The 14,513-nt window shown below is 71.4% G+C and carries 13 protein-coding genes; 7 read left to right on the forward strand and 6 right to left on the reverse strand.

The window, feature by feature from the left end; all coding sequences use genetic code 11:
• Positions 1–106: 106 nt before the first annotated feature.
• A complete protein-coding gene (locus tag IEZ12_RS18565) occupies positions 107–1,054 on the reverse strand; it encodes an EamA family transporter (protein WP_189272992.1) in 948 nt (315 codons plus the stop codon).
• A 91-nt stretch (positions 1,055–1,145) separates the two neighbouring features.
• Here IEZ12_RS18565 and IEZ12_RS18570 point away from each other — a divergent pair, with 91 nt between their 5' ends.
• The 3 genes from IEZ12_RS18570 to metX all read left to right on the forward strand — a co-directional run bounded on the left by IEZ12_RS18570 (position 1,146) and on the right by metX (position 4,769).
• Complete coding sequence (locus IEZ12_RS18570) at positions 1,146–2,033, forward strand: LysR family transcriptional regulator (protein ID WP_189272993.1); 888 nt, start codon at positions 1,146–1,148, stop codon at positions 2,031–2,033.
• Between the two features lie 265 nt (positions 2,034–2,298).
• Complete coding sequence (locus IEZ12_RS18575; RefSeq protein WP_189272994.1) at positions 2,299–3,618, forward strand: bifunctional o-acetylhomoserine/o-acetylserine sulfhydrylase; 1,320 nt, start codon at positions 2,299–2,301, stop codon at positions 3,616–3,618.
• Between the two features lie 8 nt (positions 3,619–3,626).
• Entirely contained in the window at positions 3,627–4,769 is a 1,143-nt protein-coding gene (gene metX / locus IEZ12_RS18580) for a homoserine O-acetyltransferase MetX (RefSeq protein WP_189272995.1), read from the forward strand.
• Between the two features lie 157 nt (positions 4,770–4,926).
• Here the strand turns inward: metX and IEZ12_RS18585 are convergent, their stop codons facing one another.
• Entirely contained in the window at positions 4,927–5,349 is a 423-nt protein-coding gene (locus IEZ12_RS18585; protein WP_189272996.1) for a DUF350 domain-containing protein, read from the reverse strand.
• A 144-nt stretch (positions 5,350–5,493) separates the two neighbouring features.
• On the opposite strand from IEZ12_RS18585, the gene IEZ12_RS18590 reads away from it, so the two are divergent.
• The 3 genes from IEZ12_RS18590 (at position 5,494) to IEZ12_RS18600 (ending at position 7,368) form a co-directional block, all read left to right on the forward strand.
• Positions 5,494–5,832, forward strand: coding sequence for a hypothetical protein (locus IEZ12_RS18590; protein ID WP_229847666.1), 339 nt, complete (start codon positions 5,494–5,496; stop codon positions 5,830–5,832).
• Positions 5,833–5,838: 6 nt separating this feature from the next.
• Positions 5,839–7,068 carry a glutathionylspermidine synthase family protein gene (locus tag IEZ12_RS18595; RefSeq protein WP_189272997.1) on the forward strand — a complete coding sequence of 410 codons (1,230 nt, stop codon included), beginning with the start codon at positions 5,839–5,841 and terminating at the stop codon, positions 7,066–7,068.
• Between the two features lie 138 nt (positions 7,069–7,206).
• Positions 7,207–7,368: a hypothetical protein gene (locus IEZ12_RS18600; protein WP_157815345.1), complete on the forward strand. Its 162-nt coding sequence runs from the start codon at positions 7,207–7,209 to the stop codon at positions 7,366–7,368.
• 80 nt (positions 7,369–7,448) lie between these two features.
• On the opposite strand, the gene IEZ12_RS18605 is transcribed toward IEZ12_RS18600, so the two are convergent.
• Positions 7,449–10,286, reverse strand: a complete 2,838-nt coding sequence (locus IEZ12_RS18605) for a helix-turn-helix transcriptional regulator (RefSeq protein ID WP_308431051.1) — start codon at positions 10,284–10,286, stop codon at positions 7,449–7,451.
• Between the two features lie 418 nt (positions 10,287–10,704).
• Between IEZ12_RS18605 and IEZ12_RS18610 the strand changes: the two genes are divergently transcribed.
• On the forward strand, positions 10,705–11,199 hold the full coding sequence (locus IEZ12_RS18610) for a DUF5709 domain-containing protein (RefSeq protein WP_052509425.1): 495 nt from the start codon (positions 10,705–10,707) through the stop codon (positions 11,197–11,199).
• Positions 11,200–11,233: 34 nt separating this feature from the next.
• Here the strand turns inward: IEZ12_RS18610 and IEZ12_RS18615 are convergent, their stop codons facing one another.
• From IEZ12_RS18615 to IEZ12_RS18625, 3 genes are all read right to left on the reverse strand, one after another.
• Positions 11,234–11,986, reverse strand: coding sequence for a carbon-nitrogen hydrolase family protein (locus tag IEZ12_RS18615; protein ID WP_229847667.1), 753 nt, complete (start codon positions 11,984–11,986; stop codon positions 11,234–11,236).
• A gap of 94 nt (positions 11,987–12,080) precedes the next feature.
• Positions 12,081–12,641: a chloramphenicol phosphotransferase CPT family protein gene (locus IEZ12_RS18620; protein WP_189272999.1), complete on the reverse strand. Its 561-nt coding sequence runs from the start codon at positions 12,639–12,641 to the stop codon at positions 12,081–12,083.
• A gap of 70 nt (positions 12,642–12,711) precedes the next feature.
• Entirely contained in the window at positions 12,712–14,046 is a 1,335-nt protein-coding gene (locus IEZ12_RS18625) for an MATE family efflux transporter (RefSeq protein WP_189273000.1), read from the reverse strand.
• Between the last annotated feature and the right edge of the window lie 467 nt (positions 14,047–14,513).

Below are 14,513 nucleotides of genomic sequence, written 5' to 3' on the forward strand. Positions count from 1 at the left end.
CCAAGGCCGGTGACGTGGTGAAGGTCATGAAGGTCGACGCCATTTCGATCAACGTCATCCGCCGGGTCTGACCGCCAGGGCCGAGGCCCTGGCGCCTGATCGCCGATCAGCTCCGAGCGGGGGCGGGGCGGCGATCGGGCAACTGTCCGGCGACGATCGAGGCCAGCGCGAGAGCGAAGCCCACCAGTTGGACCGGGCCGAGGGTCTGGTCGAGCACCATCGCACCGAGGAGGGCGGCCACCAGCGGAGAGAGCAATCCGAGCACCGCGACGTTGGTGACCGGAAGGCTGGTGATGCCCTGGAACCACAGCGCGTAGGTGAGCAGTCCGCCGATCAGGCCGAGCCACAGGTAGCCGAGTGCGGCTCGCCCGTCGACGGCCGGCGGGGCGCCTTCGAACAGGAAGGTCAGCGGCAGCAGGAACAGGCCTCCGGAGGTGAGTTGCCATCCGGTGAGCGCGAGCGGGGAGACGCCTTCGGGGCGGCCCCAGCGCTTGGTGAGGGTGATGCCGAGCGCCATGGTGGCGGCGCTGCCGAGTCCGGCCGCCACGCCAGCGGCGTCCAGGGCCGCGCTCGGGCCGATCACCACCAGTCCGATGCCGAGTACGCCGACCAGGCCCCACAGCAGCCTTCGGCCGGAAAGGCGTTGGCGCAGCACGGCCACGGCCAGCACGGCGACAATCATCGGCTGGGCGGCCGCGAGGGTTCCGGCGACTCCGCCGGGCAGGCGTTCGGCGGCGGTGAACAGCAGCGGCAGGAACAGTCCGATGTTCAGTACGCCGAGGACGGCGGCCTTCCCCCACCAACTTCCGCGCGGCAGCGTCCGGGTGACGGCCAGGGCGATCAGGCCGGCGGGCAGGGCGCGCAGCAGAGCGGCGAACACCGGGTGCCCCGGGGGCAGCAGTTCGGTGGTGACCACGTAGGTGGTGCCCCACACCGCAGGGGCGATCGCGGTCAGCACGGTGCGTGGCAGGGTCCCGAGGCCACGGCCCGAACTGCCGGACGGCGCACCGGTGATGAGCGGGTCGACGGACGGGGTGGTGCTGGTCGCTGTCATGCCGGAAAGTCTCGCGTTCACCCGATCGATGAGTCCAACACATGTTTGTCAACGCATTGATCTCGTTCGGCGATCGATACAGGATGGGCGCATGGAGCTCCAGCAGATGCGTTACGTCGTCGCGGTCGCCGAGACGCTCAACTTCACCCGCGCCGCGGAGCGCTGCCTGGTGGTGCAGTCGGCGCTCAGCCATCAGATCTCCCGCCTCGAACAGGAGCTGGGCGCCCGGCTGTTCGAACGCACCAGCCGCCGAGTGCGACTGACCGCCGCCGGCGAGGCCTTCCTGCCGGCCGCCCGACAGTGCCTGGAGGCGGCGGAGCGGGCGGCCGCCGAGGTCTCGGCTGCGGTCGGCGAGGTGCGCGGGCGGCTCGCCGTGGGTCTGATCCCCACCGTCACGGCCGTGGACATCCCGACCGGGCTGCACGCGTTCCGCGATCGCCACCCGCAGGTGCGGATCGGCCTGCGGGTCGGCGCCAGCGACGACCTGGTCGACCAGGTCCGCCAGGGCACGCTGGACGTGGCCTTCCTCGGCCTGCCCCCGACCATGCGCCCGCAGGGGGTGACAGCCCGTGAACTGGCCCGCGGCTGCCTGGTCGCGGTCGTGGCGCCGGACCATCCGTTGGCCGCCCGCAGCCGGGTGACCTTGCGCGAGCTGGCCGCCGAGCCGTTCGTCGACCTGCCGGCGGGCACGGCCGGCCGCGCTCAGACCGATCTGGCGTTCAGCGCGGCCGGCCTGGTCCGTGACGTGGCGTTCGAGGTCACCGACGCCGCGTACATGCCTCGGCTGGTCGGCCCCGGCCTGGCCGTGGCGATGCTGCCCGCCGCGTACGTCGACCGATTGACGGGCGTCGCCGCCGTGGAGGTCACGGACGCGCCGACCCGGATCGAGACGGTGGTGTGGAGCCGCTCGGGTCTGACACCGGCCACTGCCGCCTTCCTCGACCTGCTGGGCATCCCCGCCACGGCACCGGCCGCCTGAAGTCAAAGGTCAGAAGTCATTCGACACGACTGTCGGATGATGGCCCGGCAGGTCTCCGCGATGTGTCGCCAGATGTCCCCGCGTGTCCGCTCCGGCGATCCGCTGGCGCGCCGATTCCGCGCTGTGCTTACCTGACGCCGTGACCGTCCCGGCGGCCTTCCTCCGCCGCCTCCGCTCATTTCCGACGGTCCGTCAATTCGCCTCCGCGACGGCTTCGCCCTGCCCGCGCAGCCGTCCCCCCTCCCCGCACGCGTACAGGAGCAGCATGTCCGAGCAGAGCCCCGTCGCCACTCCCGGCTGGTCGTTCGAGACCCGGCAGATCCATGCGGGCGCGCAGCCCGACCCCGCGACCGGGGCCCGGGCGGTGCCGATCTACCAGACCACCTCGTTCGCGTTCAGGGACACCGCACACGCCGCGGACCTGTTCGCCCTCGCCGAGCCGGGCAACATCTACACCCGGATCCACAACCCGACCACCGACGTGCTGGAACAGCGGCTGGCCTCCCTGGAAGGCGGTGTGGCCGCGGTCGCTCTGGCGTCCGGGCAGGCCGCCGAGACGCTGGCGCTGTTGACCGTGGCCGGGGCGGGCGACCACCTGGTCTCCTCGGCCTCGCTGTACGGCGGCACCTACAACCTGCTGCGGCACACCTTGCCCCGGTTCGGCATCGAGGTGAGCTTCGTCGAGGACCCCGACGACGTGGAGGCCTGGCGGGCGGCGATCCGTCCCAACACCAAGGCACTGTTCGCGGAGTCGCTGGGCAACCCGCGCGGCAACGTGCTGGACGTGCGCGCCGTCGCCGATGTCGCGCACGCCGCCGGGGTGCCGCTGATCGTCGACAACACCGTGCCGACGCCGTTCCTGCTGCGGCCGATCGAACACGGCGCCGACGTGGTCGTGCACTCGGCGACCAAGTTCCTCGGCGGGCACGGCACCACCATCGGGGGCGTGGTGGTGGACGGCGGCACCTTCGACTTCGGCGCCCACCCCGATCGCTTCCCCGGGTTCAACGAGCCCGACCCGAGCTACCACGGCCTGCGCTTCTGGGACGCCCTCGGGCCGGGCGCGTTCGCGGCTAAGCTCCGGGTGCAGCTGCTGCGCGACCTCGGCCCGGCGCTCGCCCCGCACTCGGCGTTCCTGCTGCTGCAGGGCATCGAGACGCTGTCGCTCCGGCTGGAGCGGCACACCGCCAACGCGCTGGAGCTGGCCCGCTGGCTCCAGGCGCGCGACGAGGTCGCGGCCGTCCACTACCCGGGCCTGCCGTCCAGCCGCTGGCACACCGCCGCGCAGCACTACCTGCCGCGCGGCGCGGGCGCGGTGCTCTCCTTCGAACTGCGCGACGGCGTCGAGGCCGGACGGCGGTTCGTGGACGGGCTGGAGCTGTTCAGCCACCTCGCCAACATCGGGGACGTGCGCAGCCTGGTGATCCACCCGGCGTCCACCACGCACAGCCAGCTGGACGCCGAGCAGTTGGCGGCCACCGGCACCGCGCCCGGCCTGGTGCGCCTGTCGGTCGGACTGGAGAGCGTCGCCGACCTGAAGGCGGACCTGGAGGCGGGCTTCCGCTCGGCGAAGGGCGCGTCCTGAACAGCACCTTGGGCATCGCCGTCCCGCCCGCCACCGGGGCCTGGCGGGACGGCGACCCGGTCGGCCGACGACGCTGGTTCACGCTGCCGGGACCGCTCGACCTGGAGGCGGGCGGCACCCTGCCCGGCGGCCGACTTGCGTACGAGACCTGGGGGTCGCTCGCGCCGGACGGCTCCAACGCCGTCCTGGTGCTGCACGCGCTGACCGGCGACAGCCACCTCGCCGGGCCCGCCGGGGCCGGGCACCCCACGGCGGGCTGGTGGGACGAACTGGTCGGCCCCGGGCGCGCCTTGGACACCGACCGCTGGTTCGTGGTGGCGCCGAATGTACTGGGCGGCTGCCAGGGCTCCACGGGCCCCGCCTCCGCCGCGCCCGACGGGCGGATCTGGGGCGGGCGTTTCCCGTTCCTGACCCAGCGCGACCAGGTCGCCGCCGAGGCGCTCCTCGCCGACGCGCTCGGCGTGGCGCGCTGGGCGCTGGTGGTCGGCGGGTCGATGGGCGGGATGCGGGCGCTGGAATGGGCGGTGACGCACCCTCACCGGGTGGGTGCGCTGCTGGTGCTGGCCACGACGGCGGCGGCCTCCGCCGAACAGATCGCGCACGCCTCCGCGCAGTTGCACGCGATCCGTACCGATCCCGGTTGGCACGGCGGCGGCTACCACCACCTGCCGCCCGGCGCCGGGCCGCACCACGGCCTCGGCCTGGCCCGCCGGCTCGCCCAGATCACCTACCGCAGCGAATCCGAGCTCGCCACCCGCTTCGGTCGCACCCCACAGGCCGGCGAACATCCGTGGCGCGGCGGACGGTTCGCCGTCGAGTCCTACCTCGACCACCACGCGTCGAAGCTCGCGCACCGCTTCGACGCGGGCAGCTACGTGGTCCTCAACGAGGCGATGAACGCTCACGACCTCGGCCGCGGCAGGGGCGGGACGGTCGCCGCCCTGCGTCGGGTGTCCGCGCCCGCACTGGTCGCGGCTGTCGACTCGGACCGGCTCTACCCGCCCGCCCAGCAGGCCGAACTCGCCGCGCACCTGCCGCACGCCGACGCCCTGCGAGTGATCTCCTCGCCGTACGGCCACGACGGCTTCCTGCTAGAGACCGAGCAGGTTGCCCCGCTGCTCGCCGAACTCCTGCCGGGCGGCCGCCTATGACTGCGCGTCAACGCCTCGGCGGTGGCCGTGGCCCGTCCGACTCAGGCGGCCGACCGTCCTGCACAGGTGGGCGACCGTCCTGCTCAGGTGGCCGAGGGGTGCGGCTTGGACGACCGACCGTCAGGCGATCGAGGGGTACGGCTCGGACGACCGGCTGTCAGGCGATCGAGGCCGCGACGATCGCCGCGGCGGCCAGGTTGCAGCTGGCCGACACCCACACCGCAGGGTGCGGTTCGTTCGAGACCAGGATCGCGCCCAGTCGCCCGGGGGTGAGCAGGTCCAGCAGCCAGAACGCGAGCGCCATCAACAGCAGTCCGAGGACGCCGAACGCCGCCGTGGAGAGCAGGCCCTTGCCGAAGTCGTCGTAGGTGGTGCGGATCGCGGTGTACACGATGCCGCCGACGCCGAGCAGCGCCGAACTGAGCAGCAGGGCGGCGTTGCGGTTGCCCTCGGCCCAGATCAGCCGGCCGAGTTTGCCCGGGGTCAGCACGTCGATCAGCAGGTAGCCGAGCAGCAGGAGGACCAGGCCGACCAGGCCGTACACAGTGGCCGCGCCCAGGCCGTGGACTATCTCGTTCATCAGCGGGGCTCCCCCGGGATCGGGCAGCCGCACCGGGCCGCACCATGGTCAAGGATCGGCAAAAGATAACCCAGGTTCTGGGTGATCATCATTTTCCGACCGCAATGGACCGACCATCACATCTTCCGCGTACGATGATCCGCCATGACACCGCCTCCGCCCGCCGCTGTCGCCCCGGACCGACCGATACCCGGCGCTCGCCGCCGGTCGGGCGTCGTCACGCTGGGGATGGTCGGCACGCTCGCCCTCACCCTCTCCGGCTGTTCCTCCTCCAGTGCCCCGCCCAGCCGGTGCGTCGACCCGACCACGCTGAAGGTGCTGGACAGTCACTCCTGCTCGGCCGGCGGCTCCGGTGCAGGCCGCTGGTACTACTGCGGGTACGGCACCGACACCGTCAACGGCGGCACCTTCGACAAGGCCGCCACCAAGCGTGGCGGATTCGGCTGTCCCAAGGGCAGCAGCAGCGGCTCGGGCGGCGGCTGACCTCTGATGCGCCGTCACACCATCACCCCGCGCCCCGACTGGCTGGCCACCGTCGAATCCCAGGGCCTCGTGTACGCGATGTGCTCCGACCCCTGCAACCAGGGCGGCCCGCACCCCTACTGGGACGAGAGCGCCTACTACGAGTTCTCCCTGCCCGAGGTCGAGGCCCTGGAGGAGGTCGTCGAGGAGCTCCACGAACTCTCCCTCGCTGCCGCCGACCACGTGGTGCGCACTGGCCGCTTCGCCGAATTCGGCATCACCGACCCCCGGCTCGCCGCAGTCGTCGCCGAATCCTGGCGCCGCCGCGACGAACAGCCCAGCGTGTACGGCCGGTTCGACCTCGCCTACGACGGCACCGGCCCCGCCAAGCTGTTCGAGTACAACGCCGACACCCCCACCTCGCTGATCGAGGCCGCCGGGCCGCAGTGGTTCTGGTTGGAGGACCGCTTCCCCGATGCCGACCAGTGGAACTCCCTGCACGAACGCCTGATCGCTTCGTGGCAGCGCCAGAAGCACCTGCTCCCGCCCGGGCCCCTGCACTTCGCGCACTCCCGCGGCGACACCGAGGGCGAGGACTGGCTGACCACCCTCTACCTCCAGGAGTGTGCCGAACAGGCCGGCCTGCAGACCGTCGGCATCGCTATGGAGGACATCGGCTGGGACGGCCTGACCGGCCGTTTCGTCGACCTGGAACACCGCTTCATCCGCTCCGCGTTCAAGCTCTACCCGTGGGAGTGGCTCGTCGAGGACGAGTTCGCCGACCAGCTCCTCGACGTCATCGACCTCGGCGGCGGCACCGGCTCCACCCTGTGGATCGAGCCCGCGTGGAAGATGCTGCTGTCCAACAAGGCGCTGCTGGCCGTTCTGTGGGAACTCAACCCCGGCCACCCCAACCTGCTGCCCGCCTACCTCGACGGCCCGCGCGAACTCGCGGACCCCGACGGCCCCGGCTACGCCGCCAAGCCGCTGCTGGGCCGCGAGGGCGCCGGCATCCGCATCGTCGAGCCGGACGGCACCCAGACCCGGCTCGCCGACTGGGCCGGCGATCCCGACCGCTACGGCGCGGAAGGCCACTGCTACCAGCAGTACCACCCCCTCCCCGACTTCGACGGCAACCGCCCCGTCCTCGGCGCCTGGGTCGTCGACGGCGAATCCGCCGGCCTCGGCATTCGCGAGACCGACGACAGCCCCATCACCCACCAGGGCGCGCGCTTCCTCCCGCACGTCATCCGCTGAATCCTCCTCCCGGCCAAGCCCACCCCGCGACTACGTACCCTTCGTCGTCCGGGATGGGTATCCCCTACGCATTGATCAGCCCACGGCTGCACCGCAAAGCTGGTAACCGCTCTCCCCACCCCCAGTCAGGAGATCCGGATGACCCGCCGCGAACGCTTCCGCCTCTACGCCAGCGAGCACTTCACCGCCCTCACCGAGCCCCCCGCCCCGCGCTGTCCCCGGCGCGGCACCGTCGAACGCCAGACCCGCCGTGCCACGCTCTCCTACCTCGCCCGTCTGCCCCATCAGCCTCGGACCTGAGCCTCCCTCAGCCCTGCCGCGTCCCCGATCCGCCGCCGGAGCCGCCGACTCGCCGCTCACGACCGTCGGCTCACCGGCCGTCACCTCGCGGCCAACGCCTCGGCGACGTCCTTCCGTCCCACCCCGAGCTTCCGCAGCACACTCGCCACGTGGTGCTCGACCGTACGTGGGGACAGGAACAGCGCCTGCGCGATGTCCTGGTTGCTGGCCCCTTGTCCGACCAGCTCCGCGACCTGCCGCTCGCGTGGCGACAGCGCCTCGCCGTAGCCCCGTCGGCCCGGCGACGCCATCCGCCCGAGGCCGAGGTCGCGCCGAACGTGCTGGCAGCGCGCCGCATCGGACGCGGCCCCGAGTGTCGTGAACGTCGCTTCCGCGGCGGCCAGCCGCTCGGCCGCGGCCTGCGCATCGTGTTCGGCCAGTACCCGGGCCAGCCGCTCCTCCGCGCGGGCGGCCTCGTACGGGCGACCGATCGCCCGCCACGCGTCCCGCGCCCGCCGGAAGGCCTCGGCCGCGCCGTCGTCCCCCGCGCCTCCGAGGCCGTCCAGCAAGTAGCCCCGGGCCAGTTCGAGCCCCGCGTGTGCGGCCGGTGCATCGACGCCCACCAATACCTCCGCCGCCTCCTCGGTGAGGTGTCGGGCGGCATCGATGTCGCCGACCGCTCGCGCGGTCTCGACCGCCAGCGGCAGCAGCTCCGCGCTACGCGCCCAGGCCCCCGCCTGACGCATGATCGCCACGGCAGGTGCCACCACGACGGCAGCCTCCGCCCCACCGCGCTCGGCCAGTTCGAGCGCACCGAGACCGGCGGCTGCGCGGATGGCGGCGGTGACCTGCGACTCCCGCTCGCCGTACCTGGCCGCGCTGGTGAACTCGGCCCTGGCCACCGACAGCCGCCCCCGTGCGGCTGCCAGCCGGCCCAGCAGCATGGCTCGTTCGGCGCCTGCCATCGCGACGTCCGGGAACTCCGTCCCCAGGGCGGCGAACCGCTCTTCGAGCCCCTGCCAGCGCCCGGCCAACCCGTCCAGGCGCAGCAGGGCGATCCGGCTGTAGCACTCCACATAGGCGATCGCCGCCTGCCGGGCCAGTGCTCGGCTCTCGGCGAGCAACCGACCCGCCCGCTGGTCGTGCCCGGTGTCGAGGGCGATGTCGCCGACGTTGTACAGCGCGCGGGTGGTCTGCCGGACCACCTCGGGGTTGGTGGAGTCGCGGGGCAGCCGGTCCAGTTCGGGCCACAGTTCGGGGTCGCCCTCGCGGGCCTGGAAGGTCAGCAGGGTGGCCCGGTAGGCGGCGGTGACCTCCTCGTCCGGCTCGACCTCCAGCGCGGCGGCGGCATGCGCCATCCGGTCCCGGGCGGCGGCTCCGGCGCCGTCGCGTTCGTTCATCGCCAGCGCCACCAGCGCCCGCGCCGCCCTGGCGGGACGCTCGGCGAGCTCGTCGGCGGCCCGCTCGATCTGCGCGAACCCCGCTCGGTCGCCGCCCTGCACCGCCATCCGCAGGCCCAGCGTCAGCCGGATCTCGCCCCGGTCGGCGATCGGCAGGCGCGGGTCGGCGATGATTCCGGCCAGCGCCGCAGTGCTGGCGGTGTCGTCGGCGGCGTTCGCGGTGATCGCCGACAGCGCCCGGGCGGCCCGCACTCGCCGCTCAGGGGCCAGCTCGGCCTCCGCGAGCAGTTCACGCAGCAGCAGACCCGCAGCCGCCGGGTCACCTTGTTCGGCCGCCTGCTCCGCCGCCGCTTCGGCCACCCGCTGCCAGGCCTCACGATCGCCGAGAGCCCGGGTGTGTTCGGCGATCCGGGCGAGCGGCCGCGGCTCGCGACCGTCCAGCACCGCGATGGCACGCCGGTGAAGCGCCGACCGCAACGGCCCCGGAATGCGCCGGTACGCCACCCGCCGGGCAGGTTCGCCGTGGAATCCGTATCGGGCCGAAGTCGGCTCGGCCAGTACCCCCGCTCGCAGCGCCTCGACCAGGCCCGCCGACACCCGTTCGGCCGACAGCTGCGCCACCTCGCCGATCGTCTCCTCACCGGCCGACTCCTCCAGCACCGCGACCGTCTCCGCCACCGCGAGCGCGTCCGGGCCGAGCCTGGTCAGCCGTTCGACGACCGTGTCCCGCAGGCCCCGCGGCAGTTCGGCGGTGGCCAGTGCCGAAACCGGCTCCGTGTGCGGGCCGCTGGTGCGCAGAGCCGCCAGATCCTCCACGACGGCCGCCGGTAGGCCACCGGACCGTTCGCTCAGCACCGCCGCCAGCTCGGGGGCCACGTCGGCGCCCCACTCCCTGGCGACCAGCTCCCGCACAGCTGTCTCTTCCAAGGGCCCGAGCTGGACCGCCCCGCCGGCCACCCCCGGCGGGCAGCGGTAGACCGCTCCCAGCACCGGCACACCCGCCTCCGTCTCCTCCGCCCGGTAGGTCACCACCAAGGACAGACCCGGCAGCGGATCCCGTGCCAGCAGCAACAACAGGTCCCGACTCGCCCGGTCCGCCCACTGTGCGTCCTCGATCAGCAGCACCGCTCCGCCCAGCACACTGAGCAGCGCCCGCACGCCCTGCACCAGTCGGTACCGTTCGTCCCCGCCCGCTACCTCCTGCGGGAGCCACACCCCGAGATCCGGCAGCCACGGCCGAAGCGCGCCCGTGCTCGGCGGCAGTGGCGACACCTCTGACAGCAATGGGCCGCTGCGACGCAACGCATCGAGCACAGGCCCGTGCGGCACCGGTTCGGCGAGCGGGTGGCAATACCCGGTCAGCACTCGCTCCGGCGCCACACCGGCCTCTGCCAGCGCCTGCCGGACCAACGCGGACTTCCCGGCACCGGCCTCGCCCTCCACCAGCACCACTGAAGGCGCCGCCCGCAATGCCCCGACCAGCCGCGCGAGCTCATGCCGCCGCCCGACGAACCCTGGCACGCCACCGACCCTCACCACTGCACACCTCCTCCGTCCACCCGGTCCGACCCCGTCCGCTTCGCCGACCTCACCAACCGGCCAGAGCGCGTTTCGTCCTCGCCGCCCATCATCCCTTGCCGCACCATCGACCCGACCGGCTCCGCCCGTCGCCTTCCGCCGCCATCAACCCGGTCCGCTGGCCACCTCGGCATGTCGCTCGCAGACCGACCGCTCCGTCCACCGACACTTCCGGCCTCCAGATCCTCACAGCAGGGCCGGTCACCGCACGGCACCGTGCGTCACCGACCGCACATGTCGGCAACACCGGCTGCCAGACAGTCTGCGGCTGCCCTCTCGGGGCACCGCCACCGCGCCGTGTTGCGAGCCCGGTCGCTCCCTGGCGAGCATGAAGAGGCTGGGTGGAAGCTCACCCCGAGTGACGAGGACAGGTGCTGCTATGACCGACTGGGACGCCCAGGACCCGGAACCCGCCGAGGACGACGGCGTTCTCGAACCGGCCGACTCCCTGCTCACCGACCGGCTCGACGACGACCCGTTGGACACGGGAGTCGTGCCTGCCGACTCGTACCACGGCGCGATCGCGTACGGCACGACGCCTGGAGAGGCTGCACGCGGGGAGTCCCTGGAGCAGTTGCTGTCCGAGGAGGAGCCCGACGAAGACCCCGAGGAGGTCGACGACCGCTGGACCGCCGGTCCGTCCCCGCGCGCCGGGCGCCTGGTCGAGGACGGAATCGACACCGCAGGCTCCGACGTGGGCCCTGACGGCGGGGCGGCCAGCGCCGAGGAGGCCGCCGTGCACCTGGTCTACCCGGATGAGGACGCCGAGGCCGAGTTCGACGACGCAGCTCCCGACGAGCCGCTGCGCGAAGCAGTCCGCTTCACCGTCCTCGACGACCTGGCCGACCGGGTGCCCGACGACGACTACCGCTGACGCTCAGCGCCCTGTACCGGCCCTCCGCCCGTCCTCACTTGCTCATCTCCACCTCCAGGTCGGCCACCAGCAGCTTCGGCCCAGTCTCGTCCGCCTCTGCCACCAACGTCCCGTCCGGCGCCCAGGCAGCACTGCCGCCGCAGCCCGTCCACGGTCCGGCGACGCCGACGTGATTGGCCAACATCACGTGCATGCCGGTCGTCTTCGCGATCGATGGATGCACTGTCCGCCGCTCTTCCCGCCCGCCTCCGGTGCCGTACAGCGAACTGGCGAGATGAACCTGGCACCCCAGCGCCGCATTTCGCTCTACCACTTCGGGAAAGTGGTTGTCGAAGCACGTGGCGAGCGAGTATCCGACCCCGTCCAGCCAGAACCTGCCACCGCCGCTGCCTGCCGTGAACACCTCCTGCTCGTTGTCGTACAGATGCTCCTTCGCGTACGTCGTCACCAGAGCTCCGTCCGGCCCGTACACGGTGCTGACGATCTGCGGCTGATCCTCGGGCCCCGCAGCAACGCCATTGACCACCACGGCTATGCCGATGCCACGCATCGGATCGAGTCGCACATCGTCCGGCTCCGTCCACAGCCGCCGATCCGCAGCGATCATCGCCAGCTCATATCCCGTGAGGCACAGCTCCGGCCCGAACATCACGGCCGCACCGGCCTCCCGCGCTTTCCGCGCCAGCGCCGTGATCCGTCCGACGTTCGCTTCCACATCTCCCGGCACACACTCGAACTGCGCCGCCGCCACCCGAACCTGCCCAGGCACGCTGTCTTTGCCCGCCACCCTGGCACTCCCCTTCTTGACCGACCGCCACTGCCGACCCTGGCTCAGCCTAAGGTCTCACTGCTCCTTCACCGCCTGTCCCGGATCGCGGGTGCTACCGTCCTGCGCCTGCCCGGAGACGCTCGAAGGCGGTCCAGCCCGACTGGTTCGGAAGAAACGCTTTGATCTGCTCCGCGCATTCACGCGGCGAGTACGCCCCGCTGTCACATTCGAGGTCGTAGTCGCCGTGACGGTGCACCAGGTCGTACTGCTGGGCTGCCAGACCGGATGGCCGGTCACCCCGCGCGGTCTCACGTCGCGTCAGTTCCCGCACGTCGCAGCGGACCCCGACGAACAGGACCTGATAGGGACTGAGAACGTCCAAGCAGTCCGCAAGCCGCCACGGTTCGCTCAGGACGTGGTCGACGATCACGCTGTTGCCGGCTTCCACCATCGCAGCGATCGATCGATGGAATCCCATCCTGGTCCGCTTCAGCGCTTCGTCGAACTGGGCCTGCTCCATCGCACGCTTGGTCCGCATGGCGTTGAACATGTCGACGCCGAGATGGAACCAGACCTCGTCGTCGAGGAGGTCCAGCAACTCATCCGCGATGCTCGACTTCCCCGAACTGGACGTGCCGTTGAGGAAGATGATGCGTCCCACTGCCTCACCCATGTGACCATCCATGTCGCTCGCCGTCTCTGTACTTCCCCGGACCCGATGCTCGGTGCGCCCGTCAGCGTCCTCAGCCGCGACGTATCAGGAACCGTGCGCTGAACCAGAGACTGACGAACCCCAGCAGGTTCCCGGTCGCGGTCAACCTTGCCAGATCACCGCTTGTCACCTGCCCCGGCATCAGGAACGCCGCGGCCACCATCAGCGCGAAGTACACCGCGTTCAGCGTGAACGCCATGCCGGCCCGGCCGATCTGTTCCAGGTAGGTCAGCAGCGCCAGCGTTCCGCCGAACAATGCCAGCGTCGGCCCGGTCCAGGCGAAGTACTCGGCTGTCACTGCAGCCGTCGCCCGGTCGCTCGTCAGAGCCCCGGCTATCGCTCCCCGGAACAGGAAGACACCTGCGCCGATCACCAGGTACGGCGGGAGGGACAGCCGCAGGGTTGTGGTCAGGCCGGCAAGGCTGATGCCCTGTCGGTTCTCACCCGGCGTCAGCGTCACGGCGATTGCCGCGCCCGAACCGATCGCCAGAGCGACCACCATCACCAACGAACTTGCCATCTGCCCGAGGCTGAACCCGGCGACTTCGGTGGGCCCGGCGGACTGCAGTACCGTCAAATATCCGAGCGTGGCCGCCGAGAGCAGCAGGAACGTGGCAGCAACCGGCGCGCCGAGCTTCCAGACCTCCCCGGCTGCCTGTCGATCCCCTCGAAGCACAGGCCACCCAAGTCCCTTCCGCCTCAGCACGATTGCGGTGACTGCCCCCACGAGCACTGTGGCCGGCAGGCCCCCGATCGGGACGGCCAGAACCCCGAGCCCGGTCGCCCAGTGGAGCGCGGTCATTCCCGCGATGGAAAGGACGGTGAACGCGACGCCGAGCCAGGCAGCTGCCCCGGTGAACCCGAGACCCCGCAGCACTCCCGCCCCCAGGTAGGGGATCAGGCCGACAGCGCTGCTCACTGCTGTCGCAACGATGAACACCATCACCGGCCGCTGCTCGTCCGATGCCACCCCCAGCACCGCCGGCACGGCACCAGGTGCCACTGCCACGACTGCCGCCTGAAGCAGTAACAGGCTTCCGCCTGCGACGAAGAAGGTCGGAACGGACTTGAGCGCCTCCCTGTGTCGACCGCTGCTTGCCGCACGACCTGCCGATACCTGTGCAGCGACCACCAGGCCCTCCGTCACGGCCAACGCGAGATACCCGATCGGCGTGTAGACCGAGCGAACGTAAAGAGCCTCGCCGCCCAAGCGCCCCAGAAACGCGACCGTCCAAGCCTGGAGCACCAGACCTGCGGCAAGCCCGACCAGGATCGACCCGGCCAGGCGCACCGTCGGTGCGCTCAGTCCATGCGCGGCTGACCTGCGGGATGCAGGCTCCGCGGAAAATTCCACGACCACTGCCACCTCCTAATTCTTCTGAAATTTCCCTGCCGACCGCCGAGGCCGCCGGCGCGGCCGACCGTAGCGAGATTTCTCAAACAATTCAACATTTAAATTCCTCTCCGATCAGAATGAAAATCAGTCCGCCGCCGCCTGCACCCACAGGCCGGCCTGCGGAACCCTCGACACCGACGCGCGGACGGATCCAATGACCATCGAGCCGAGACGCCCCTTGCGCGGCGGGGAGATCCGATCCACCGCAACCGGAGGCGGCTTCGCCCTCAGTGGCCGCACCTGGCCCTCGGCGCCTCCGCGGGACAGCTCGCACCACCCTTAACGGCCGGTACCTGCCAGCGCCGGCCTTCCAAGCCGCCCACTCATCGACCGACACCTCCCCTTGGATTCAACACCGCCATGGGCATTTCTACCTTCGCCAGATCGACGCCAACCTCCCTAGCCGCCAATATCTCCGGAACCACTCTTTCGAGTAA

This window comes from Kitasatospora griseola (assembly GCF_014648555.1).
In the GTDB taxonomy this organism is placed as follows: Bacteria; Actinomycetota; Actinomycetes; order Streptomycetales; family Streptomycetaceae; genus Kitasatospora; species Kitasatospora griseola.